The sequence below is a fragment of the Geobacter sulfurreducens PCA genome, assembly GCF_000007985.2.
GTDB lineage: Bacteria > Desulfobacterota > Desulfuromonadia > Geobacterales > Geobacteraceae > Geobacter > Geobacter sulfurreducens.
Genome location: NC_002939.5, coordinates 1349784 through 1375052 on the forward strand (window position 1 = coordinate 1349784; position 25269 = coordinate 1375052).

15 protein-coding genes are annotated in these 25269 nt (G+C 63.0%); 14 read left to right on the forward strand and 1 reads right to left on the reverse strand.

The window, feature by feature from the left end:
• Window positions 1-144 precede the first annotated feature (144 nt).
• Window positions 145-483, reverse strand: coding sequence for a transposase family protein (locus tag GS_RS06215; protein WP_041914004.1), 339 nt, complete (start codon window positions 481-483; stop codon window positions 145-147).
• Between the two features lie 185 nt (window positions 484-668).
• On the opposite strand from GS_RS06215, the gene GS_RS06220 reads away from it, so the two are divergent.
• The 14 genes from GS_RS06220 (at window position 669) to GS_RS06285 (ending at window position 25263) form a co-directional block, all read left to right on the forward strand.
• A complete protein-coding gene (locus GS_RS06220; RefSeq protein WP_010941904.1) occupies window positions 669-2243 on the forward strand; it encodes an ATP-binding protein in 1575 nt (524 codons plus the stop codon).
• 27 nt (window positions 2244-2270) lie between these two features.
• Window positions 2271-3680 (forward strand): sigma-54-dependent transcriptional regulator, encoded by a 1410-nt coding sequence (locus GS_RS06225; protein WP_010941905.1) that lies wholly within the window; start codon window positions 2271-2273, stop codon window positions 3678-3680.
• Between the two features lie 375 nt (window positions 3681-4055).
• Window positions 4056-10304 carry a choice-of-anchor D domain-containing protein gene (locus tag GS_RS06230; RefSeq protein WP_010941906.1) on the forward strand — a complete coding sequence of 2083 codons (6249 nt, stop codon included), beginning with the start codon at window positions 4056-4058 and terminating at the stop codon, window positions 10302-10304.
• Between the two features lie 26 nt (window positions 10305-10330).
• Entirely contained in the window at window positions 10331-15289 is a 4959-nt protein-coding gene (locus GS_RS06235; protein WP_010941907.1) for a multicopper oxidase, read from the forward strand.
• A gap of 38 nt (window positions 15290-15327) precedes the next feature.
• Complete coding sequence (locus GS_RS06240) at window positions 15328-17367, forward strand: YncE family protein (protein ID WP_010941908.1); 2040 nt, start codon at window positions 15328-15330, stop codon at window positions 17365-17367.
• A 3-nt stretch (window positions 17368-17370) separates the two neighbouring features.
• Window positions 17371-18714 carry a hypothetical protein gene (locus GS_RS06245; protein ID WP_010941909.1) on the forward strand — a complete coding sequence of 448 codons (1344 nt, stop codon included), beginning with the start codon at window positions 17371-17373 and terminating at the stop codon, window positions 18712-18714.
• A gap of 20 nt (window positions 18715-18734) precedes the next feature.
• Window positions 18735-19319, forward strand: coding sequence for an SCO family protein (locus tag GS_RS06250; protein WP_010941910.1), 585 nt, complete (start codon window positions 18735-18737; stop codon window positions 19317-19319).
• Window positions 19320-19336: 17 nt separating this feature from the next.
• Entirely contained in the window at window positions 19337-19960 is a 624-nt protein-coding gene (locus GS_RS06255) for an SCO family protein (RefSeq protein ID WP_235044988.1), read from the forward strand.
• Between the two features lie 5 nt (window positions 19961-19965).
• Window positions 19966-21582 carry a cytochrome c/ABC transporter substrate-binding protein gene (locus tag GS_RS06260; protein WP_235044989.1) on the forward strand — a complete coding sequence of 539 codons (1617 nt, stop codon included), beginning with the start codon at window positions 19966-19968 and terminating at the stop codon, window positions 21580-21582.
• Window positions 21583-21672: 90 nt separating this feature from the next.
• Window positions 21673-22155 carry a nitrous oxide reductase accessory protein NosL gene (locus GS_RS06265; RefSeq protein WP_010941913.1) on the forward strand — a complete coding sequence of 161 codons (483 nt, stop codon included), beginning with the start codon at window positions 21673-21675 and terminating at the stop codon, window positions 22153-22155.
• Window positions 22156-22160: 5 nt separating this feature from the next.
• The gene (locus tag GS_RS06270; protein ID WP_010941914.1) at window positions 22161-22466 is read left to right on the forward strand and encodes a hypothetical protein; all 306 of its coding nucleotides are present in this window, start codon (window positions 22161-22163) and stop codon (window positions 22464-22466) included.
• Window positions 22453-23586 (forward strand): ABC transporter permease, encoded by a 1134-nt coding sequence (locus GS_RS06275; protein WP_010941915.1) that lies wholly within the window; start codon window positions 22453-22455, stop codon window positions 23584-23586. The genes GS_RS06270 and GS_RS06275 overlap by 14 nt, the downstream gene beginning before the upstream one ends.
• A gap of 1 nt (window position 23587) precedes the next feature.
• Window positions 23588-24271 carry an ABC transporter ATP-binding protein gene (locus GS_RS06280; RefSeq protein ID WP_010941916.1) on the forward strand — a complete coding sequence of 228 codons (684 nt, stop codon included), beginning with the start codon at window positions 23588-23590 and terminating at the stop codon, window positions 24269-24271.
• Window positions 24268-25263, forward strand: coding sequence for a hypothetical protein (locus tag GS_RS06285; RefSeq protein WP_010941917.1), 996 nt, complete (start codon window positions 24268-24270; stop codon window positions 25261-25263). The genes GS_RS06280 and GS_RS06285 overlap by 4 nt, the downstream gene beginning before the upstream one ends.
• Window positions 25264-25269: the final 6 nt, after the last annotated feature.

The following is a 25269-nucleotide window of genomic DNA, read 5'->3' on the forward strand; positions in this document are numbered from 1 at the left end:
CCCAGTTGCGCCGCCGGGACACGGCGGCGCGGCATGAGCCGGAATACCATGGCAGGTAACGTCTACAGAAAAGGGGCCGCTGATGCGGCCCCTTTTTGCGTCAGCCGCAAAAAATGCGACAGGCGAAAAATATGTTACACCTGTTCAGACGCCTAACACGAGGGGGATCAGGGTGAAAAGGGAATTGCGCTGTGCCCAGGGTAGCACCGCATTGCTGGTGCCGCATTCCTTTTCACAGGCAAGTCGCGGTACGCGTACGTGAAGATAGGCTGTATAATGAAAGAAATTTTCCCGGTGCCAGATTTCCTGGACCGACTCCGAAACATGGGCGTGGGCTCCGCAGCGGGGACAGCGGAATGTTCCCCCATGATAGAAATCAATGGTGATATCCATGCGCCGTTCGGTGTCGGCAAAGGTTATGGCCTTGATTTCCCATGGGGCCGTGAGGCCTAATGTTGCCGCGATGAGTGCTGCTTCGGTCATGGATGGTATCCCTCGACCCTGATCCGGGAGAGTTTGAACTCGTTTAGTGCTGTTTATGGGCATTTACACAAAATGTGCCATGGAATTCCTGATGGCATGTTTTCTGCTGGATTCGCAGGTTAGGGCAGGCCGGCTGCAGGATGGGAGTCCCTGAGCCCTGTCAAATATCGGAGCAGTGAGTTGTCATGACCAATCCCGAGCGGGCCGCACGGCGCGCGGCGCGAAAAATACGTTTCTACGAGTCACCGGTCAGGATCACCATCGCCCTGGGCGGCATTATCTTCGTGGCCGAAGCCGTTGTTATGGTCGTGATGGTGCATGTCCTGCGTTTCCCGGGCAGGGCACCCGTTGTCGACCTGTTTACCGATTCGCTGATGCTGCTTCTGCTCATCGCCCCGTTTCTCCACCGATTCATCTTCAAACCGATGGCCGCCCAGATCGCCCAGCGAGAAGAGGCCGAGACCCGCCTAAGGAGGTATCAGTCCAACCTGGAATCGCTGGTGGAGGACCGGACTGCCCGACTGACCGAGGCAATCGAGGAGCTGGAGCGTGAAATCGTCGAGCGGAAACGGACCGAAGAGGCGCTTCTCAGGAGCGAGGAGCGTTTCCGTCAACTGTTCGAACAGACCGAGGATGCCATTATCCTCTTTCGCCCCGGCGGGTGTCGCATCATCGACGTGAATCCGGTTGCGGAGAGACTCTACGGCTTTTCCAAAAAGGAGTTCTTCGAGCTTGGGCTCGAGTCGTTGATGGGCCCCAGTGATCTCGATACGTTCTGCCGGGCCATCGGCCAGGTCAGGATGGGAGACTCGATCCGGATCGACACCATGACCCACACCCGCAAGGACGGCTCGGAAGTCATCGTTTCGGTGCGGGGCAAAATGGTTACGATCCAGCAGGTTGACATGGTTTACTGCACTATCCGCGACATTTCGAAGCGGATTCGCCTCGAGAAGGAAAGCCGGCTGATCCAGGCAAGGCTCATTCATACCAACAAGATGACCTCCCTGGGGGTGCTCGTGGCCAGCATCGCCCACGAGATCAACAACCCGAACAACTACATCATGGTCAACTCGGAGATACTGCGCCGTTCCTGGAACGACATCTATCCGATCCTGCGCGACTATTACGACGAACATGGTGACTTTACCATTGGCGGCATCCCTTTTTCGGAGATGCGGGAGGCCTTCCCCGAACTGATTGCAGGGGTCCACGACGGTGCGCGCAGGATTCGCGATATCGTCAACAATCTCAAGGATTTTGCGCGCAACGAGGCTTGCTCAATCGCGGGAAACGTGGACGTGAACCGGGCCATAACCATGGCGGCGACCATGCTGAACCACCAGATCCGCAAGCATACGCGGCATTTCCGGCTGGAACTCGCCGAAGATCTCCCGCTTGTCCGGGGGAGCCTCCAGCAGCTCGAACAGGTCATCATCAACCTGATCATGAATGCAATCCAGGCGTTGCCCACCGAGGAGCGGGGCGTAACGGTTTCGACCACCCGCGACGGGAACGACGGGGGGGTAGTGATCAGGGTTGCGGACCAGGGCAGCGGCATTCCGATCGAGATCTCCGACAGCATTCTGGAGCCGTTTTTTACGACGCGCCTCGACAGCGGCGGCACGGGGCTGGGGCTCGCCATCTGCCATTCGATCGTCCGGGATCATGGGGGGGACCTGGAGTTCACGTCAGTGCCGGGCGAAGGAACTATCTTTACCGTACACCTGCCTGCCGCGAGCAATCAGGGGGTGGCATGATATCGTACACGTCGGGGGAGGTGTTACATGACAACTGAGACGGCGCAGACCATCGTGCTGGTGGATGACGAGGAAAACATACTCAAGGCATCGCGTCTGATTCTGCTCGGCAACGGCTTCGGCAACGTGGTGACGCTGCAGGACAGCAGGCAGCTGATGCCCCTGCTGGAGCAGGGAGGCGTGGCGGCAGTGGTACTCGACCTGTTTATGCCCCACCTGTCGGGGACCGAGCTTCTCCCCCTGATAGTGGAGCGTTTTCCCCACATTCCGGCCATCGTCATGACCGCCGTCGATGAAACCGAGACCGCCGTCACCTGCATGAAGTCAGGGGCCTTTGACTACCTGGTGAAGCCGGTGGAATCGGGGCGCCTGATCGCCAGCGTGACCAAGGCGCTGGAGATGGGAGCCATGAGTCGCGAGCTGAATTCCCTGAAAGAATGCCTTCTGGACGACCGGCTCGACCATCCCGAGGCCTTCGCGTCCATCGTCACCGACAGCAAGAAGATGCGTGCGGTGTTCCAGTACCTGGAGGTGGTCTCCCGTTCCCGCCAGCCGATTCTGGTTACGGGCGAAACCGGAGTGGGCAAGGAGCTGTTTGCCCGGGCGGTGCACGAACTGAGCGGCGTCAGGGGTGAGTTCGTGGCAGTGAATGTGGCCGGGCTCGACGATGTCATGTTCTCGGACACCCTGTTCGGGCACAAGAAGGGGGCGTTCACCGGTGCCGACCAGGCCCGTGACGGCCTCATCGCGAGGGCGGCCGGCGGCACGCTCTTCCTCGACGAGATCGGAGACCTGAACGAGGCTTCCCAGATCAAGCTGTTGCGGCTGTTGCAGGAAAAGGAATACTATCCGGTGGGGTCCGACATGGCGCGCAAGAGCGAAGCACGGATAGTCTGCGCCACCAACCGGGATCTCAAGAAGCAGATCGAGAAAGAGGCGTTCCGCAACGACCTCTATTACCGGCTCTGCGCCCACCAGGTCCAGATTCCGCCCCTGCGGGAGCGTCTGGAGGACCTGCCGCTGCTGATCGATTATTTTCTGGGAGAGGCAGCCGCCTCTCTGGGCCGGAAAAAGCCGACACCTCCTCCCGAACTCCTGACGCTGCTCTCGGTCTATTCCTTCCCGGGAAACGTCAGGGAGCTGCAGGCACTTATCCATGACGCCGTGGCCAGGCACGGTTCTGGGGTCCTTTCCCTCGACAGTTTCAGGAACATCATCGGCGGCGATGCCGTCCAGCTCATCCCACAGACCGCCGTCACATCTTCCGATGATCCCCTGTCCGCCATTTTCGGCCGTTTCCCCACGGTGAGAGAGGTGGAAGATTACCTGATGGCTGAGGCCATGAAGCGGGCCAGAGGAAATCAGGGAATCGCCGCAACCATGCTCGGCATCACCCGCCAGACGCTTAACAAGCGCCTTCAGGCGAAAAAAGGGTAACCCGCCGCCGTCCCCTATCCCATCAACCGCCCTGCATGACCGTCGTGCTTGCGGGGCTGGGCCGCAATGGCCTGCCACCTCGATTCACCGTGTAACGAATTGTTACACCCCTCTCTTAACTGCTTTGAATCTGGGAGTAATTCTTTCCTGTAGACTCTTGTCCGGCTTGAATCCGATCATTGCCGTGACACCCCTTCAGTAACTCATCAAACTCCATACCTCACAATAAGTGTAGTGATATCAAATTGTTGCGATATTGTGTCGTCTGGCATTGTTTTTGATTGAGGGTGGGCACCAATTCTGTAATCACAAGGGCTGTTCCCGTTGTCAGCCGGGAATTGATCCGCAAGCCACGTTGGGCAGGAGGTTGTCCGGATGAATGTTACTACACTATGGGGTGGATGGTTCAAGGCGCTACTTGCGGCGGCATTTATCCTGGCCACCCTTGGTGCTCCGGCCGCTGGATGGAGCGCCGTGCCGCACGTGGCGGCCGGCGGGAACCATGTGCTGACCCTCCGTTCGGACGGGACCCTCTGGGCGGCCGGCTCCAACCAGTTTGGACAATTGGGCGACGGTACGGGCATAAACCGGACGTCACCGGTGCAGGTGCCCGGCACATGGAAGACCGTGGCTGCCGGGACCACCCACTCGCTGGGCATCAAGGCCGACGGTTCGCTCTGGGCTTGGGGGTCGAACCTGTTCGGCCAACTGGGACAGCCGCTCGTCAACGGGCAGTTGGCAACGAACAAATTTTCCCCCATCCGCATCGGCACCGGTAATGACTGGGTGGCCGTATCGGCCGGCGAGTTGACCTCCTTCGGCCTCAAGGGGGACGGTACCCTCTGGTCCTGGGGGAACAACCTCTTCGGTGAGCTTGGAGACGGCACCACGGTGAGCCGGCCTCAACCCGTGCAGGTAGTGGCAGATCCCCTCAGCAACGGCAGATATGTGGCAGTGGCAGCCGGTGGCGAGCATGCCCTCGCGCTCCAGGCCGACGGCACGCTCTGGGCCTGGGGGGCCAACCTGACGGGGCAGCTGGGAACCGGGGGGACGGGAATCCTGCCGAATCCAACTCCTCTCAAGATCGGTACGGATCGGGACTGGACCGCAATTTCGGCTGGTGAGATGCATTCCGTTGCCCTCAAAGCCGACGGGTCGCTGTGGAGCTGGGGGCAGAACCTGTTCGGCGAACTGGGCAACGGCGTTGCCCTGCCGGGCGCCAATGTGACGACCCCCACCCGTGTCGGAACGGGGAGCGACTGGGTCGCCATCGCCGCTGGGGCGCTCCATACCGTCGCCCTTCATCGCAACGGCACGGTCTCGGCATGGGGCAACAATGCCCAGGGCGCGGTGGGCGACGGTACGGTTGCCAACAGAAGCACCCCGACCCTGATCGTCGCTCCGGTCACACTTGTCAATAACGTCGCCATAGCCGCCGGCACTGGCGTTTCCTTCTCCGTCCTGGCCAACGGCACCGTGTTCGGCTGGGGCGGCAACGGTGCCGGCCAACTGGGCAACGGCACCTTCGGGGCGGTTACTGCACCCACGGTCCTCTCCGCCGGGGCATCTGCCTGGCTCGGCGTGGAGCCGGGCGGGGCATTTTCGCTGGGCCTTCGCTCCAACGGAACCCTATGGGCCTGGGGCGGCAACGCGAGCGGCCAGTTGGGTGACGGCACCACAACCCCCTCAGCCATCCCCGTGCCGGTTGTGGGCGGTGCCGGGAACTGGCGGACCACCGCCACGGGCACGGCCCACTCCGTTGCCGTCAGAGCCGACGGAACACTCTGGGCCTGGGGCGACAACAGCAGCGGCCAGCTCGGTATCGGTTCCACGGTTGCCGCGTCGACGCCGCAGCAGATTACGGTGACCAATCCCGCCTCGGCCGGCAATGACTGGACCGCCGTAGCGGGTGGAGGAGCTCACTCCCTCGGACTCAAGGCCGACGGAACGCTCTGGTCTTGGGGCGACAACACCTTCGGGCAATTGGGCGACGGCACCGGCACCTCCAACAGGACCACGCCGGTTCAGATCGTTACCGGCAATCCCGGCAATTTCGACCGGAACTGGGTGGCCGTGGCGGCCGGCGGAGTGTTCTCGCTGGCCCTCCAGGCCGATGGCACCATCTGGACCTGGGGCGATAACAGCCTTCTTCAGCTGGGGACCGATCCGGCGATGCTGACCCCGGCCACCCAGCGCAACGTGCCGGCCCAGCTCGCGGTGGCGAGCCCCCCCTCGACCGCCTTCAACAGCAGCTGGGTTGCCATCGCCGCCGGTCAGGATCACGGCCTCTCCCTGCAGGCGGACGGAACCCTCTGGGCCTGGGGAGCCAACAGTGTCGGGCAGTTGGGCAATGGCGTAACTACAGCCACTTTTACGCCGGTTCAGGTTATTAATGCTGAGGGCGTTCCCTACGTCTCCCTTGCGGCAGGCACCTCCCACTCCCTTGCCGGCCGGTCTGACGGCACCCTCTGGGCCTGGGGGAACAATACCAGCGGCCAACTCGGCACGGGCCCCCATCCCGGCGATGCCGATCCGCTCAATCCCCAGCCCCACACCGTTCCGGCCCGGATTCTCACGTCGAATCCCGTGTCTGCGGCCGATGACTGGCTTGTCGCTACGGCGGGCGGGAGCCATTCCGCTGCCCTGAAGAGCAACGGTACGCTGTGGACGTGGGGGCAGAACACCTCGGGGCAGCTGGGCAACGGTACCACCACCGAGGCCGATATCCCCACCGCGCTCCTGGAGCCCCGTATCTCCGTGTCGCCCGCCAGTCTGGCGTTCGGCCCGGCCCCCATCGGCATCCCGCCGTCGCCGACCCGTACCCTCACCATCACCAACCTGGGCTCGGCGCCGCTGTCGGCAGCTATCGCCAGCAACAATGCCGCATTCACCGTCAATCCGGCCGCCTGTAACAATCTGCCGCCCGCCGGCTTCTGCGAAATTACCGTAACGTTTGTCCCGGCGCTCCCCGTGGGGGTGAAAAGCGCCACGCTCACCATTACTTCCAATGATCCGGTTACTCCGCTGGTCTCTGTCGGTGCGACCGGGACGGCTGCGAATCCGTTCTTCATTACGGCTTCCGTTGATCCTGCCTCGCCGGTCGGCAGCGGCACCATCTCACCGGCGGGAGTACAGGCGGTCGCCGCCGGGGGAGGGGCCACCTATACGATCACGGCCGCCAGCGGCTACGCCATCGTGGACGTGATCGTGAACGGCGTTTCCCGGGGACCCATCGGCTCGTACACCTTTGTCAATGTCCAGCAGGACCAGTCCATCATCGCCCTGTTCGCCGCATCCGTGACGATCAGCGCTTCCTCGGGACCCGGGGGGATCATCAGCCCCACCGGCACCGTCAGCCTGCCGCTGGGTGGAAGCCAGAAGTTCACGATCACGCCGAACCCGGGCTATGCCATTGCCGGCGTGAACGTCATCGAGATGGTTGAGCAACTGGATGTGAACGGCAACGGTACCGGCATCTTCAATCCGGTCCCCCGGGCGCTGGGCCCGGTCTCGTCCTTCACGTTCTTTTCGGTGCGCGCCAACGGTTCGAGCATTTCAGCAACATTCGTCCCCCGCGAACTCCATGAGTGGAGCTGGCAGAATCCGAAGCCCCAGGGACAGGCCATCAGTCGCATTGCCACGGACGGCAACGGCACCTACGTGGCAGTGGGCGAATTCGGCACCATCCTCACCTCCACCGACAGTGTCAACTGGACCGTGCGGACTTTCGGCTCGGTCAACCTCAACAGCGTTGCCTATGGCGGCAACCATACCTTCGTGGCCGTGGGCAGCTACGGCAGGATCCTGCTCTCCACCGACGACGGGGCCACCTGGACGGTCCAGAGCTCGGGGGTGACGGCCAGCCTCAGGGGAGTCGCCCACAGCGGGACGGTCTTCGCCGCGGTCGGTGTTACGGAAAACAACCCCAATTTCCCCTATGAACCGCGAACCGCCATCCTGACCTCGCCGGACGGCGTGACCTGGACGTCGCGCTTCCTTGATCAGCCGTTCAACGGCACCCTGAATCTGTTCGACGTGGCCTACGGCGGCGGCAGGTTCGTTGCCGTGGGCATGGAAGGGCACGTGGTCATCTCCGAGGACAATGGCGGCAGCTGGACCGCGCTGCCTTCCGACCCGGTGACGCGTCCCACCAATCTCAACGGCGTGGCCTTCGGCGCCGGAACGTTCGTTGCCGCGGGAGACTTCGGCCAGATCGTCACCTCGACCGATGGATCCAACTGGGTGAACCGGCCGCTGATGTCGGTGGCCGAGCTGAAAGGGGTCGGCTTCGGCACCATCTCCGACCCGCTCTTCGCGGGCAACCTGCTTCAGGTCTTTACGGTGGTTGGAACCGACGGCGAAATTCTCACCTCGGAAGATGCCGGCACCACCTGGACGTTCCGTACCTCCGGCCTTGCGGCCGGTGGAGCCGGTCCGATGCTCCAGGCGGCCATGGTGGGACTCAACAGGGGAGTCACTCCCTTCGTGCCCACGGTCATTGTCGCCGGCAGCGAAGGTAACTTGCTCGCGTCGTCCGACACGATTGACTGGACGAATCTGTTCACCACCATCACCCGTTACCCCCTGCGTTCCATTGCCTGGGGCAACGGCACCTTTGTTGCCGTGGGCGACGGAGACCCCGGCACCACGCTGCATCCACCGATTTCCGCGCCCACGGTCCTTACCTCCACCAACACGGGCCTTACCTGGACCAGGCGCTACCTCAGTCCGGGCCACAACATCCGCGGCATCGCATACGGCAACGGCGTATTCGTAGCCGTTGGCGCCAGCGGCTACGACCTGGACCAGAACGCCAGCCGTCAGGCCATCATCCTGACCTCCACCAACGGCATCACCTGGACCCCCAGGAACTCCGGCACCTTCCTCAATCTCAATGCCGTCACCTTCGCCAACGGCAGATTCGTGGCGGTCAGCGACTACAACGCCACCGGCGACGTGGCCGATGAGGGCGCCCTGATTCTGGTCTCCACCAACGGTATCACCTGGAACACGATCAGGAAGATCACCAGCACGGCCGGAAACCTGCGCAGCGTGATCGCCGGGACCAACGGCACCACGCCGGCGTTAGTAGCGGTGGGCGACTTCGGGACGGTCCTGAGGTCGATCGATAACGGACAGAACTGGACCGAGGTCACCAGCGGCACCATCAATTTTGCCGAGCTGAACGGGATTGCATTCAACAACACGTCCAACACCTATGCGGCTATCGGTATCACCAGCGAGGTGTTTACCTCCACTGATAACGGTGCCACCTGGAGCATGAGGTCCCTGCCGGTAGACGATACCCTGCTGGTCAGGATGGAGGGGATCACCTACGCCTACGGCTCGTTCGTGGCGGTGGGCAACGACAACCACATCCTCACTTCGCCCGACGGTGCCAGCTGGACCATCAATATTGGCGCGGAATACATCAACAGCAGCCTCTACGGCGTGGCAGCCGGCAACGGCAGCTACATCGCGGTGGGGAGCGACGGGACGATCCTGCAGTCCAACCGCTTGCTCGACAATCCGCCGATCATCGGCGTAGACCCCACCAGCCTGACATTCGACATCACCCCCGAGGGTACCCTGTCCGCGGGCCAGGTCATCACCATCAGCAACCTGGGGATCAATGATCTGACCATCGGCGCTCTTGGCTTCGACGGCTCGGACGCAGGTGAGTTCACCGTCAGCGAGGATTTCTGCTCTCAGGCCGTCATTCCGGCCACCGGCAGCTGCACCGTTGTCGTCACCTTCGCGCCGACCGGGGCAGGCGTCAAGTCCGCCGAACTGAAGATCCCGTCCAACGATCCGGACAGCAACGATATCGAGGTGCCCGTGAGCGGAACGGCCATTCCCCGTTACCTCCTGACGGTGACCAACGCCGGCAACGGCACCGGCAGCATCGCCAGCAGTCCGGCGGGAATCAGCATTACGAACAGCGCCGCCGGAGCGAACAGTTCGGCGCTGTTCGTGGTCGATACGGCAGTGACCCTGACCGCGACTCCTGCCGTCGGCTCCATCTTCGAGGGCTGGTCCGGCGCCGGGGCCGGGGCGTGCAGCGGCACAACCACCCCCTGCACCCTGACCATGTCCCAGGCCCGGAACGTGACGGCCACCTTCACCCGGAAGTTCATCATCACCGCCACGGCCGGCGCCAACGGCAGCATATCGCCGGCGGGCCAGGTCCTGGTGAATCCCGGTGCGAACCAGGCGTTCACCATCACCCCGGCACCGGGCTACAGCGTTTTCGGCGTACTGGTCAACGGACTGTCGGTGGGGGCCGTCACGAGTCACACCTTCACCGCCGTCAATGCCGACCAGACGATCAGCGCCACCTTCACCGGGGTGCCGCCGGTCAGGCTGACGCTCCAGTCCGGCAACAACGTCTTTTCGACCATCGGCCAGGCGGTTGCCGCGACGCCGGTCAATACGGCCGCGACCATCGATGCCCAGGCAGTCCAGACCGCCGACAACGGTTTGACGTTAAACAGGGGGATCACGCTCACCTTCAGGGGGGGATATGGCGCCGGCTTCTCGGGCATTGTGGGCATGACCACGGTCACGGGGCCGGTCACCGTGACCAATGGCTCCCTGACCGTATCCGATATGGTGATCAAATGAGTTTCGAGGCAAGAGGAGAGCAACCCATGCGCACACGGATCAAGCCCGGCCGGATTGCCGGTTTCCTTGCTCAAATGATGCTCCTGCTGGCGCCGACGGTGTCGCTGGCCGAGGTCTGCGCCAACACCATCCAGGCCGACGTGGTCGCCATCGACCAGCAGATCGTCCATAACCGGCTTGGGGCCTTCAACCCCATCTCCATGATCTTCGCCCTGCGTCAGGATGTGGTAAATGCGGCGAACGGCCTGACCGAAGCAGAGGGGGGAATTCTCACCCCGGGCAATGTGCGGCTGCGCGACGACAAGCGACCGCGTCCCCTCGTCCTCCGGGTGAACGAGGGCGATTGCCTCCGGATCAGCTTCCAGAACCTGCTCGCTCCCACACCCCTTGTTCTCCCGCCCGATGCGGCCGGCGAATTCGCCGGTCAGCCGGCCACCCGTCACGTGGGCATGGCGATCATGGGGGTATCCTTCGCCGACATGGTCTCCTCAGGTGTCAATGTCGGTAACAACCCGGTGTCCGGCTACGCGGCTCCCGGCGAGACCAAAGTGTATCTCGTTCGGGGAGAGCACGAGGGTGGGTACCACATCAACAGCATCGCCGACAACGTGAGCGGCGAGGGGATCCAGGGCCAGACCTCCTTCGGCCTGTTCGGCGCACTCAACGTACAGAAGAAGGGGGCCGTCTGGTACCGCAACCAGACCACGAATGCGGAACTGCTCATGGCCACTACTGGGCTTACCCCCAGCGGGCATCCGATCATCGATTACGACGCGGTCTACCCCGTCGGACACCGCTACGCCGGGCAGCCGATCCTGCGCATCCTCGACCCGGTGACCAACAAGATCGTTCATAACGAGGTCAATGCCATCATCACCGGACCCAACGGCGGCGATTTTCCCGCCGGCACCTACCAGCGCAACCCGACTTATCCCGATCGCGACCGGGCATTCCGGGAGTTCACGGTCATGTTCCACGACGAGGTGGAGACCGTGCAGCCGTTCCCGATCTTCATCGATCCCCAGTTCAAGTTCACCCTCGGCGGCGTCAAGGATGGCTTCATGATCAACTACGGTTCGGCCGCCGTCGGTACCGAGGTCGTGGCCAACCGCTCCGGGGTCGGTCCCACCTGGGACTGCGCCGAGTGCAAGTTCGAGGAATTTTTCCTCTCCTCGTGGGCGGTGAGCGATCCGGCCCTGCTGGTGGATGTGCCCGCCAACACCACGGACGTTAACGGTAACCTGATCGTGGGACCCAAGGCCACCAAGGCTCTCTATCCCGATGATCCGTCCAATGTCTTCCACGCCTATATCAACGACCGGGCCAAGATCCGCAACCTGCACTTCGGCAAGGAATTCCACGTCTTTCACCTCCACGCCCAGCAGTGGCTCTTCAGCCCGGACGACGACGGCAGCAACTACCTTGACGCCCAGGGCATCGGCCCGGGTGGCTCCTACACCTACGAGATCGCCTACAACTCGGGCAACCGGAACAAGATCGTGGGCGACACCATCTTCCACTGCCACTTTTACCCCCACTTTGCCCAAGGGATGTGGGCGCTGTACCGCCTGCATGACGTGTTCGAGGCCGGGACCCAGCTCGATGCCAACGGGCTGCCGATCGCCACTGCCCGCGCCCTTCCGGACGGCGAGATCGCGGCGGGGACCCCGATTCCCGCGGTCGTTCCCATCCCGACCCTGCCCATGGCGCCCATCCCCGGCAAGGTGCGTATTGCCCAGGTTCCCGGCTATCCCGGCGGGCAGGTGACCTACGACGAGCCCGACAAGAACGCCGGCTATCCCTTCAGCCTCGGGATGAAGGCGGGGCACCGCCCGGCTACGCCTCCCCTCGACCTGATCGACGATGGCGGGCTTCCCCGGCACATTGTCCGGGGTACCAACAACCCCCTGAATCCGTCAACGCTCGACCCGGCTATTACCCATCACGAGGAAACCACCCTGAGCTTCGACAAGGTGCTCGTGGCGGCGGAGGCTGAGCAGGTCCCCGAAAGCGGTTCCCGTTCGGAACGGGCCGCCATGGATTTCCACGCGCGGGAATTCCATCCGACGTTCCTGCCCAACGGCTCTCCTGGCCAGTTCGTGACCAACGGGCTGCCGCCGGTTCCCGGCGCGCCCTACAATGACCCGTGCCGCGGCGATAAGGGCGGGGCTGTCGGCGTGCCAAGGACCTACAAGGGCGCCGTTATCCAGTTCGACCTGAAGATGAACAAGGTCGGTCACCACTTCCCCCAATCGCGCATCATCACCCTCTGGGGCGACGCCCAGGCGACGGTGGACGGCACCCGGCCGCCGGAGCCGTTTTTCATCAGGGCCAACTCCAACGACTGCGTGAACTTCTACCATACCAACCTGGTCCCGAGCGTGTACGAGCAGGATGACTACCAGGTCAAGACCCCGACCGATGTCATCGGCCAGCACATCCACTTGGTGAAGTTCGATGTCACCGCATCCGACGGCTCCGCCAACGGCTTCAACTACGAGGACGGCACCATGAGCCCCGACGAGGTGCGTGAGCGGATCCATGCCTTCAACCTGACCGGTGGACTGATCCAACCCGACGGAGTGACGAAGGTTGCCCTTGCCGCCAAGCCCCATCCCTATTTCGGCTCGACCTTCAACGGCCGCGACATCACCGGTGCCCGGACCACGGTCCAGCGTTGGTACATCGACAACATCCGCAACAACCGGGGCGAGGACCGGACCCTGGGCAACGTCTTCACCCACGATCACTTTGGTCCGTCCACGCATCAGCAGACCGGCCTCTACGCCAGCCTGCTCACCGAGCCCCAGGGGTCCCGCTGGCGTGATCCCCAGACCGGCCAGTTCATGGGCGGGCGCTTCGACGGCGGGCCGACCAGCTGGCGGGCTGACATCATTACCACTAATCCCGCGGAGAGCTACCGGGAGTTCATGGTCCATGTGGCGGACTTCACGCTCGCCTACGAGGACGGCGCCTGTCATACGGTTCCGTGCGTCAACCCGGCCAAGGCGATCAAGCCGCCGGGCATGGAAGAGATCGGCCTGCCGTTCCTGTTCCGCAAGCCCCAGATCTGCCCCAACGGGACCCTGCCTCCCTGCCCCGAGGCCATTTCCGCCGAGGATCCGGGAACGTTCCTGGTCAACTACCGCAACGAGCCCGTGGCGGAGCGCGTGCGCCTGCCCGGCACCAACGTCCAGGCTCCGGGGCTTGCCGGCGATCTGGCCTATGCCCTGTCGTCGCGGGTACAGCGCGCCAACCCCCTGCTGAACCAGCAGCCCGCGTTCTATCCGCCGCTCACCCCCAACGTGCTGCCGGGTGACCCGTTCACACCGCTCTTCCAGGTCTACGACAACGACCGGGTCAACGTGCGGATTCAGGCGGGCGCCGACGAGGAGTCGCACACCGCGTCCATTCACGGCGTCAAGTGGCTCCAATCCTACGGGTCGCCCAACTCCGGGTTCCGCAACTCCCAACAGTTGGGCATTTCCGAGCAGTTCCAACTGCGGATGCCCGTGATTCCCGACCGGCTCCAGGTGGGGCAGACCGCGGACTACCTTTACACGCTTAACGCCTCCAGCGACGGTTACTGGAGCGGCATTTGGGGACTTATGCGCTCCTACGCCGTCCGGCAGCCGAATCTGCTGCCGCTGCCCAACAACCCCATCGGCACGGTTCCCTTCACGGCCGCCAACGATGCCTCGTTTAGCGGTCCCTGCCCCACGAGCGCGTTGGTCCGCTCCTACGACGTCACAGCCGTGGCGGCCCGCACTGCTCTGCCCGGCGGCTCGCTGGTCTACAACTCCCGCATCGGACCCCAGGGGATCGGCCCCCTTCAGGACCCCGACGCCGTTCTCTATGTGAGGACAGGGGATCTCAACCCGGACGGCACCCTGAAGGCGGGTGTCCCTGTTGAACCGCTTGTTCTCCGGGCTGCCGCGGGCGAGTGCATCGACGTGACCTTGCGCAACAGCCTGCCGGCCGTGCTGACCGAAAGTCCCGGCTACAGTGCGTTGCATCCGATCGTGGAGTTCTTCAACTTCAACGAAGTGCGGACCTCCAGTATCGTGGGGCTCCACCCGCAGCTGGTGGAGTACGATGTCACCCGGAGCGACGGCACCGTGGTCGGCAACAATCAGGATCAGACCGTGCCGCCTGGCGGGGTGAGACAGTACCGCTGGTATGCCGGAGACGTGAAGGTGGTCAACAACATGCGCGTTGCAACTCCTATCGAGTTCGGCGCCAGCAGTCTCATTTCAACCGACCTGATCAAGCATGCCTCCCGGGGCGCTCTGGGTGCGCTCATCATCGAGCCGCTCGGCTCCAGCTGGATCGAGGACTATCCGACTCCCCACCCGAGCGTTTCCGCCGGTCAGCGGCCGTCCCGGGCCTCGGCCACCGTGATCAGGGCCAACGGCACCACGTTCCGTGAGCAGGTGCTGGTCATCCAGGACGACGTCGCGCTGCGTTTCGGCGACAATACCCCCGTGCCCTTCGTTACCGGCATGGAGGACGCCCTCGACACGGGCATGAAGGCATTCAACTACAGGACCGAGCCGCTCTGGTTCCGGCTCGGGTTCAGCCCCTTGAATCTTCCGTTCCAGAACCAGGCCATCAATTTCGCGAACGTACTCCACAACAGCACGACGGGAGGCGATCCGGAGACGCCGGTCTTCACCGTAAATGCAGGCGATGAGACCCGCGTGCGCCTGGTGCAGCCGGCCGGTCACAACCGTCACCATACCTTCGCCCTCTACGGGCATGTGTGGCAGCGCGAGCCCCATACCAACAACTCCACCAGGCTCGGGCTCAACCCGAAATCGTTCTGGCGCGGCAGCCAGGATGTGGTGGGACCCGCGTCCCACTGGGATTTCCTCCTGGACCACGGTGCCGGCGGTGCCTTCCAGGCCAAGGGGGACTACCTCTACCGCGATATGCTGCCCATCCACTTCCTGAACGGGTTGTGGGGTATCATGAGGGTACAGTAGTCAGCGATGGTAACGCATCCGGTCGTGGAGCAGCTTGAATGTCAGCTTTGATTGATACGTGGTTTCTCGGGTGCAGGGCGGCTGCGACAGCCGTCCTGTACGTCCTTTTCGCGGTCGTGGCCGGCGGAGCCGTTTCAGCGGCCCGGGCAGCGACCGTCGCCGCCTCTGCCCCGGCACCGGTCACGGTCGGGAGCGGAAAGAAGGCCGTGCGCCAGGGCATCAGCCTTGAGCTCCTGGTGAAACCGACCCATGCCGAGGACGGTTTTTCGGCGGCAGTGGTGGAAGGGGCCTATGCGGATGTCAGCCTGAAGATGACCGATGCCGCCACAGGCCACCCGGTAACGGTCATGCAGCCGCGGGTCTGGATCGACCTGCGCAAGGGCACCGGCGATTTCCGTGAAAAGCAGATGGCGTGCTCCGACAAGGTCCGCACCTATCTCCAGGGGACCCTTTCCTTCAGGCCCGACATCGACCTCAACAGCTATTTCGTCCTTACCCTCAACAACGACGCCTCCATTTCCGTGATCGACCCCATCATCGGGGTTGCCGGCTATTCGCAGCTCTATGCCATGATCCTCCTCAAGCGGCCGGGCGAGGATTGGGTCTTCAGCTTCGACGGCAAACGGCTCTATGTGACCATGCCAAAGGCGGGCGAGGTTGCCGAAATCGACACGGACAGCCTTGCGGTCGTGCGGAACATCCCAGCCGGCGCCATGCCGGTGCGCATGGCCTTTCAACCCGATTCGCGCTACCTGTGGGTGGGCAATGATTCCAGCGACCCAGCCCGGAGCGGCGTCACCGTTATCGATCCCTTTTCGGGAACGCAGGCGGCTTTCATCCAAACCGGCGCCGGCCACCACGAGATCGCCTTTGCCGACGACAGCCGCTATGCCTTTGTCACGAACCAGCAGAGCGGCACCCTCACCATCATCGACATCCAGAGCCTCGCGCCGGTGAAGACCTTGCGGCTGGGCGACGGCCCTGTCAGCGTTGCCTACTCCGCCCTGAGCAAGTGCGCGCACGTGGTGTGCGAGGGAGACGGCAACCTCCTGGTCGTGGATGGGCTGAGCCACGAGATTATTAGCCGGAAGACCTTCGAGCCCGGTTTCCGCGAGGTGCGGTTTGCGCCGGGAGACCGCTGGTACTTCACCGTGAACGGCAAAAACGGCCAGATCCTGGTCTTCGACGCGGCCGGCAACGAACTGCTCCATTCGACCGTGGTGGCGGGGCGGCCGGAGCATGTCAGTTTCAGTACGGAGTTTGCCTATATCCGGTCCCTCGGCACGGCCGACGTGACGCTGATCCCCCTTGCCGCCCTCGGCAAGGCCGCCATTCTGACCCCCCTCGTCGTGTCCGGCGGCTCCAGGCCCCCCGCCGATTCGCCCCTTCTTCCCCCCACGGCGGACCCCATCGTGGTGACGCCTGAGGGAAATTCCGTCCTTATCGCGAGCCCGAGCGACGGCGCGGTGGTCTATTACATGGAGGGGATGGGGGTTCCCATGGGGAGCTTCAAGACCTATGGTCGGCTCCCCCGGGCCGTCAACGTCATCAACCGGCAGTTGCGCCAGAACGTTCCCGGCGTGTTCAGTTCCCGGGTCAAGATTCCCCTGGCGGGGACCTACGACGTGGCCGTGCTGCTCGATTCGCCCCGGATCGTCCAGTGCTTCGAGTTCTCGGCCGACGCTAATCCGGCGCTGCAGCGCCTGAAAACGGAGCGGCCGGTTATGGTGGAATTCGTCGGCTCAGCCCTGCGGGTGGAGGCCGGTCGTGAGTCCGTGGTCAGGTTCAGGGTGACCGATCCGGTGACGCACGAGCCCGTGGCCGACCTGCGCGATCTGATCGTGGTGACCTCCCTGGTGCCGACCGGGGCCTGGCGTCAGCAACTGGTGTCCCGCCCCGTCGGCAACGGCATCTACGAGGTCACGTTCACGGCACGCAAAGTGGGAATCTATTCATTCAATTTCGCGATTCCTTCCCTGAAGGTGAAGCTCTATCAGCTTGCCGGCATGATGATCCATGCCGTGGAAACACCGGCTGAGGCGGGTTCCGACGTTCCTGCCGGCCAGAAAAAGGATTAGATCATGGGATCGAGGATTGCCGCACACCTGTTGATCATCGGACTGGTTCTCGTCTGCTGGCTGGAATCCGCCCCGGCTGCCGGCATCACCATCAAGGCGACGGGGGAGGGGATTTACGGCATCGATGTCGCCGCGCTCGATGATATTGCGGTGGTGGATCTGGAGGTCGGCTACGATACCCTGAACTTCGATGCCCCCCGGATCGATCGGGGAGCCGCGCTCCCCTCCGATGTGTCGTTCATCACCAACACGGCCATTCCGGGCGAGCTCCGCGTGATCCTCAAACGCTCCCGGGCCATCACCGCCGGCGGCCGGATTGCGGTGCTGCGGTTCCAGCCGATCGGCGAGACCCCGGGCCGGCTCCTGTCGGCCCATGCCCGCCTCATCACTACCAAGGGGGTGTCCCACGCCCTGCCGGTCGGGGTCGTCAATGCCCAGCCCAAACCATCTGTCGGCCCCGGCTCCATCACGGACAAGATCTCCGGGGGCACCGGCTCCCCGTCGCCTCTCGATACGGCCGCCGGCGATATGACGCCTTCACCTGTTGCGAGCGGCGGATCCGGGTCGCGGAACACGCCCGGAGACCGGTATGCCGGCCGGGGAGGCGCAGATGCCACCGTAACCTTTGCCGATTCTTCACCGGGAGAGGCGAAACCGGCAGCGGCCCCGCCGGGTTCCCCGTCTCCGGCGGCGACCCCGGCTGTTCCCGACATGGCGTCTCAACCGGCTGAGCAGGCCGCGACGCGGGCCACGGCCGACCAGGCACGCGCCGTCCCGGCCCAGACTATTGTCTATGGACGGGTGCTGGACCGCTTCAGTGAGGTCAGGGGCGAAACCGCCGCCGCGCTGGTGGCGCTCTTCACCCCGCCGGCGGGCCAAAAGGTGACGCAACAGCCACAGGTTGCCATCTCCGACGGTCGTACCGTCGTGACCCTGAGGGTTGAACTGCCCCGGAGCTTCGAGGGGACGCCGGTCTTTGCCGTCACCAGCGCAAAGACCCTCTCGTGGGAGCAGGACGGAGAGGGGACATGGACGGTCCGGGTGCTGCCCGACGCCGACACCCTGGACGCCGTGTTCGTCACCTATTTCGGCGAGGGCCTGATCCAGTATCCCCTGGTCGTGGCTCCGGCGCTGACTCGCCTGCCGGGGGGCGCACCTGCCCTGGACGAAGCCGGTTTCGCCCTGTTCCTCAAGGAGCGGGCGCGGGAAGGGAAACCGCGTTTCGATCTTAATGGGGACGGGACAAGGGATTATCGCGACGATTACCTTTTTACGGCCAATTTCATCGCCCGGGGACGGCAGGCGGCAGGTACCCCTGCCCAGTCGCCCACGCGGTCTGACAACTAGTCGCTTACAGGGTGCTGCATATGAAAACGAATAGCTGGCGTATCCTTCTCATTCTCGTTTCCTGTGTCTGGCTGAGTCAGCCCCTGTCCGCCGTGGCGGCACCGGCCACGTTCGCCTCGGCCACGGTGAAGCTTCATGATCTGGAATTGCTCGACCAGGATGGAAAGTCCCGGCGCTTCCAGAGCGATGTCATCGGCGACCGGCTGGTGGCCATTACGTTCACCTACACCACCTGTACCACCATCTGCCCCATCCTCGACTCGATCTTCGTGACGCTCCAGAAAAAGCTCGGTGCCCGGATGGGAAAGGATTTCCACCTGATCACCATGAGTATCGACCCGGTCAACGACATCCCGAAGCGGCTCAAGGCCTATTCCCTGAAACTCGGCGCCCGTCCCGGCTGGACATTCCTGACCGGCAGCAAGGTGAACATGGACAAGGTGCTCGTGGGCCTCGACATGTACAGTCCGGACATTTACAACCACCCCCCCTCCATTATCGTCGGGGATGGCAAGACCGGGGCCTGGCAACGGTTTTACGGTTTCCCGTCGGCCGACAAGATTCTTTCGTCCCTCACTGAACTGCAGAAGGCGCGTCACCATTGAACCGCCGGGAGAACCACGTGAGAATCACGTTGTCAGCACCTGTCATTGCGCTTTGCCTGTTGCTTGCGGCAACATTACTGCCATGTACCGCCGCGGCCGCGCCCCAGTCGCCGCAGGGAACCGCTCTCGACCGCAGGACCGATGAAGCGGCCCGCGCCTATTTTACCGACCTCAAGCTGACAACCCACGAAGGCAAGGTCGTCCGCTTCTATACGGACATCCTTAAGGACAGGGTTGTTCTGATTCACTTTTTCTATACCAATTGCAAGACCGTGGCCACGCTCCAGACCAAGGTTCTCTCGGACCTGCAGCCGCTGCTGGGCGATCGCCTCGGCAAAGATATCTTTCTGGTGTCGATCAGCGTGGACCCGGCCCGCGACACCCTCGAGCATACCCGCGCCTATGCCCGGGCGTTTGCTCCCCGCCCGGGCTGGACCTTTCTGACCGGTTCCAAGGTGAACCTGGACTGGGTGAACTACAAACTGGGCAACTACAAGGAGAATCCCGAAGAGCACGAGACGTTCTTTCTCCTCGGGAACCTCAGGACCGGCCACTGGATCAAGAATAAACCGGAGACCTCGGCGCGAACCCTGGCGGAGCACCTGATCCAACTGGCCGACGAAAAACAGGTGAAGCGATGATCGGCATGACGGTACGGACGGCGAGATCATGCCTGACCTCACTGGCGCTGCTGCTCCTGGCTTTTGCGGCCGGAGCACTGGCTCCCCTGCAGCAGTCGTGGGCTTCGCCCGGGCTCACTCCGGCCGAGGAGCGGGGGCGGCAGATTTACTTCGACGGTACGAGCCCGTCGGGGGCGCCGATCATTGCCTATTTCGGCAAGGACTACCTGGAGGTGCCCGGCGAATCGGCCACATGCACCAGTTGTCACGGCTTCGACGGACTCGGCCGTACCGAAAGCGGCGTCATCCCTTCCAATGTCACTTGGCAGCACCTTATGAAAAGCTACGGCCACGTCCACCCCGACGGCCAGGTCCACGGGGCGTTCAACGAAGAGAGCCTGAAGAGCTACATGCGTGACGGCCTCTACCCCGGCGGGGTGCTGGGTGATCCGGCCATGCCGGTTTACGAGATCTCCGAGCAGGACCTGGATGACCTCATCGCCTACATGAAACGGCTGGGCATCCACCCCGATCCGGGTGTCAGCGCCACTACCGTGCGAGTCGGCACGATCATTCCCGCTGAAGGAGCCACGGCTGCTCTCGGCGAAGCTCTCACCGCCACGGTGCGCGCCTCGTTCGCCGATGTGAAGGAGCGGGGCGGAGTGTATGGCAGAAACCCCGAGCTGGTCGTCGCCACGATTGCCTCCGGCCAGGATCTGAAGTCGGTGTTCCGTCGCCTGGTGGAGGAACAGCAGGTGTTCGCCCTGCTCAATACCTTGACTCCCGGTCAGGAGCGCGAACTGGAAACCCTGGCGGAAGAATTTCATGTTCCCCTCATCGCCCCCTTCGCGCCTGTCCATACGGATGATCAGCTGCTGCACCGCTACCGGTTCCACCTGCACGGGGGGGTGCGGGAACAGTCGCTCGGCCTGGTTTCGTTCGCCATCAAGAAGCGTGGCGCCGGGGATTCCCGGATCGCCATCGTCTACCCCGCGCGGGAAGAGATCGAAGAGGTGGCGGTATCCATCGATGATGCCTGCCGGGCCGGCGGAGGGCAGCGGGTTGTCAGGATTTCCCATGCTCCCGGCCTGTTCGACGCGGCGGCTACCGTGAGCCGGCTGCAAGCGGAGCAGGTTGAGGTGGTGTTTTTCCTGGGCGGGGAAGGGGAGTCTGACTCCTTTTTCCGGGAGGCCGAAGCGCGCGCCTACATTCCGTCGTTTTTCATGCCGGGCTTCCTGTTGGGTAAAGGGATTACCCAGGTGCCGGCGGCATTCAGCGGAAAGGTCTGGCTGGCGTTTCCCTCCCTGCCTGAGGACCGGAAAGAATGGGGCCTGGCAGAATTCAACGCTGTCATGGGGCGGCAGAGAGTGGTTGTGGGCAACCCAACCGTCCAGTTGACGGCTTTTACCGGGGCCAAACTTTTTCTGGAAGGGCTGCGGCGCGCAGGGCGGGACCTCAGCAGGGAACGGTTCGTGGAAACCTTGGAAAAGGTGTTCGAGTATGACACGGGTCTTGCCCAGACCATTACCTATACTAGAAACCACCGTATCGGCACGTTGGGTACCCACGTAGTGGTGGTGGATCCGCTCCAGGCGGGCACGGAGAAGTTTATTATACCGCAGGGATGGATCGACCTGGAGTAGCGTGGTGAGCGGTTATTAAAAAATGGGGCTTGTTCTTCGCATGCCTCCCCTGTATTGTAATGATTGGATTTTTTCCCGAGGAGTCCCGGCATGAATACCTTTCTGACGATGCTGCTTGCCTTGGTGCTGACAGTCGGTGCGGTCCCGGCCTCTGGGGCGGGAACAGCCACCAAGCTGCAGATTGCCCCCCGCGATAAATGTCCGGTCTGCGGCATGTTCGTGGCCAAGTTTCCTTCATTTGCAGCCCGGATCACCTATCGCGACGGTTCCTACGCCGTGTTCGACGGTGCCAAGGACATGTTCACCTATTACCTCAATCTGAAAAAATATGCCCCCGGCAAGTCCGCCGGACAGATCGCCTCAATCCTGGTGACCGATTATTACGGGCTCAGCCCCATTGACGGCATGAGCGCCCATTACGTGATCGGTAGCGACGTGCTCGGGCCCATGGGGCACGAACTGATTCCATTCGCCCGCCCGGCCGATGCTGAGGAGTTCAAGAAGGATCACCGGGGGACGCGGATCGTCCGGTTCCGGGATGTGAACGCCGCCCTCATCGCAGGCCTGGACTGACCGCCGTGACGGTGCGCAAGTCCACGGTCTTCATCGCCTTTGTCGCGGCGGAGCTGCTGGTGCTGATTGCCATTGTCGTCCACGCCTTTATCGTCGGCGGCAGGGAATCCCGTCTCGCCGAGCAGCGTGCCATGGTGAAGCGCCTCTCCCTCACTGACCTGGCGCTGTTCACTGATGCACGTTATACCCGGCATCCGTCCATGGCAGACCTCCACAGTCCGTTCCAGGATTACCCGCTTTCGTTCGAACATTTTCCCTCCGGCTCCCTCATGGCGCCGCCTCCCCACGTGAGGACCTATGGCCGGCATTGAAAAATACCGGAGCATCATCGATTTCACCCTGTCTTCATTGCTGCGGCGCAAGGGCAAGAACAGCGCCCTGCTCTTCGTCTACACCCTGGTGGTGTTTCTCCTGGCGTCGCTCATGCTCTACACCCAGGCCCTGCGCCGTGAGGCGGCGGCGGTCCTGGCCGATGCCCCTGAACTGGTGGTCCAGCGGATCATGGCGGGCCGGCACGACCTGATTCCGGTTGACTATAGCGAGAAAATCAGGGAGATCCGAGGGGTTCGCTCGGTGCGTGCGCGGTTGTGGGGGTACTACTACGATCCGCTCTTCGGCGCCAACTATACCCTGATGGTCCCGGAGCAGTTCACCTGGGAGCCGGGAAGCGTAGCGGTGGGGAACGGTCTGACCCGCAGCAGCATGGCGGCGAAAGACAATATCATGCCCTTCTACGATCACACGGGAACCCTGGTGACCTTTACGGTGGCCGAGGTGCTGCCGCCTTCTACGGAGATGGTTTCAGCGGACCTGGTGCTCATGGGGACGGACGATTTCCGTACACTCTTCGGCGTGCCGCAGGGCATGGCAACCGACCTCGTGGTGGAGGTCGCCAATCCAGTGGAAGTCCCCACCATCGCCGGCAAGATCGTAAAACTCCTCCCCGATACCCGTCCCATTTCCCGGGACGAGATCCTGCGCACCTACGACGCGGTCTTCAACTGGCGCAGCGGGATCATGCTGGCCGTTCTCTGTGGCGCGCTCCTCTCCTTTTTTATTTTCGCCTGGGACAAGGCCACCGGCCTGTCCGCCGAGGAACGAAAGGAGATCGGCATTCTCAAGGCGGTTGGATGGGATACCGGCGACGTGCTGGTAATGAAATTCGGCGAAGGGGCAATCATCTCGCTCACGGCATTTCTCGTGGGGGGAACCCTGGCCTACGGGCACGTCTTCTTCACCTCGGCCGCCCTGTTCGGGCCGGTACTCAAGGGGTGGTCGGTGCTCTATCCGTCGTTCCGGCTGGTTCCGCACGTCGACTTCGGGCAGCTGGCAGTGCTTTTCTTTCTTGTGGTGGTCCCCTATACCGTGGCGACCATCGTTCCCGCATGGCGGGCGGCCACCGTGGATCCCGATTCGGTCATGAGAGGGTAGCGTGATATCCCTGCACGATGTGAGCAAGATCTTCAACAGCGGCAAAGCCAACGAATACGCGGCGCTCCGGGGCATTACCGTCGATATTGCTCCCTGCCGCGTGACGGTCCTGAAAGGGCCCAGCGGCTCGGGTAAAACCACCCTGCTCAGTATCCTTGGCGGGATGGCGCGCCCTACGACCGGCCGGATCGTCCTGTTCGATCGCGAGATCACCAGTCTGCCCGAGCGGTTCCTGAGCGATATCAGGCGCCGTACCTTCGGGTTTATCTTCCAGCAGTTCAACCTGATCCGCGGCATCAGCCTGCTGGAAAACGTCATGATCCCCGCCTACCCCATGGGAGAGCGCCATGGGCTGCTCAAGGCGAGGGCCATGTCCACCCTGGAGGTGTACGGCCTTGCCGGCAGAGCCGCGACCAGGGTGGAACTCCTCTCGGGGGGGGAGATGCAGCGGGCCGCCATCGCCCGGGCCCTGATCAACGATCCGCCCGTGATCATCGCGGACGAGCCCACGGCGCACCTGGACACGAAGCTCTCCGGCGAATTCCTGGATCATATGACCCGCCTCAAGGATGAGGGGAAGACCATCATCATGGCGAGCCACGATCCGCTGGTGATCGACGCGGGGCTGGTCGACCGGATTGTGGCCATCCGCGACGGCAGGCTGGCCGACGGGGCGGCCCCGTGATCCTTCACCCGGCCGTCATCGCCCTGTTCGTCGGTTCGCTCCTGACCAGCGGCATGCTCGTGGCGACGGCGTTCTTCGCGGTTAAGATCCTGCGCCACTGGGACCTTGCCAGCGGCAGCGAACGGCAGCTTTCGTTCGAGCGCCGTACCTACCTTCTTGCCACAATCATGACCTGCTGCTGCGTGTTCCAGCTCCTGTCCCTGTTTCTCTTCATTCACGTGGCCGACAGCCTGAGCGCGCTCTTTCCCGGAGCCATGTGCGCGGCAGGGACCCTCAACCTGAATCGTTTCGGGTACCCTACGCTGGTCCTTAAAATAACCACTTTTCTGCTGGCCGGTTTCTGGCTCATCCTCAATCATGCGGACAACCAGGGATATGATTATCCCCTCATCCGGATCAAATACTCGCTGCTGCTGGTGATAACGCCGCTGCTGCTGGCCGAGACGGGACTGCAGGGGGGGTATTTTCTCTCCTTGCAGCCCCGGGTGATCACGTCATGCTGCGGGAGCCTGTTCGGCGGGGAGTCGAGCGGCATGGTTCCAACCCTGACTACCCTGGGGGATGTTCCGGCGCTCGCCACGTTGGGAGGAGTCTTAACGCTCACCCTGATCTGCGGGGGGATCTACCTGTGGCTGGGAAGGATGGGGTACCTGTTTGCCGCGTTATCCGCCGCAACCTTCGCCGTCGGCGTGGTGGGGCTGCTCTCGGCGATCCCGGTCTACATCTATGCCCTTCCCACCCACCACTGCCCCTTCTGCATGCTGCACCGCGAATACGGGCATGTGGGCTATCTCCTCTACGCGACCCTGCTTGGCGGTGGGGTGGCGGGGGTGGGTATGGGAGGGCTCCAGCCCTTCAGGCGGGTGGCGAGCCTGGCATCGTCGCTTCCTATGCTCCAGCGCCGTCTGGTCCTTTTCGCCATGGTCTGCTACGGGCTGTTCGGAGGGATCGCGGCCTGGCAGGTGATGGTTTCCGAGTTACGGCTCGTGTAGCGGACA

Excerpts from the sequence above, each read along its gene's own strand:
- GS_RS06215 (WP_041914004.1), bottom strand. The coding sequence starts at position 483 with ATGACCGAAGCAGCACTCATCGCGGCAACATTAGGCCTCACGGCCCCA.
- GS_RS06220 (WP_010941904.1), top strand. The coding sequence starts at position 669 with ATGACCAATCCCGAGCGGGCCGCACGGCGCGCGGCGCGAAAAATACGT.
- GS_RS06225 (WP_010941905.1), top strand. The coding sequence starts at position 2,271 with ATGACAACTGAGACGGCGCAGACCATCGTGCTGGTGGATGACGAGGAA.
- GS_RS06230 (WP_010941906.1), top strand. The coding sequence starts at position 4,056 with ATGAATGTTACTACACTATGGGGTGGATGGTTCAAGGCGCTACTTGCG.
- GS_RS06235 (WP_010941907.1), top strand. The coding sequence starts at position 10,331 with ATGCGCACACGGATCAAGCCCGGCCGGATTGCCGGTTTCCTTGCTCAA.
- GS_RS06240 (WP_010941908.1), top strand. The coding sequence starts at position 15,328 with ATGTCAGCTTTGATTGATACGTGGTTTCTCGGGTGCAGGGCGGCTGCG.
- GS_RS06245 (WP_010941909.1), top strand. The coding sequence starts at position 17,371 with ATGGGATCGAGGATTGCCGCACACCTGTTGATCATCGGACTGGTTCTC.
- GS_RS06250 (WP_010941910.1), top strand. The coding sequence starts at position 18,735 with ATGAAAACGAATAGCTGGCGTATCCTTCTCATTCTCGTTTCCTGTGTC.
- GS_RS06260 (WP_235044989.1), top strand. The coding sequence starts at position 19,966 with ATGACGGTACGGACGGCGAGATCATGCCTGACCTCACTGGCGCTGCTG.
- GS_RS06265 (WP_010941913.1), top strand. The coding sequence starts at position 21,673 with ATGAATACCTTTCTGACGATGCTGCTTGCCTTGGTGCTGACAGTCGGT.
- GS_RS06275 (WP_010941915.1), top strand. The coding sequence starts at position 22,453 with ATGGCCGGCATTGAAAAATACCGGAGCATCATCGATTTCACCCTGTCT.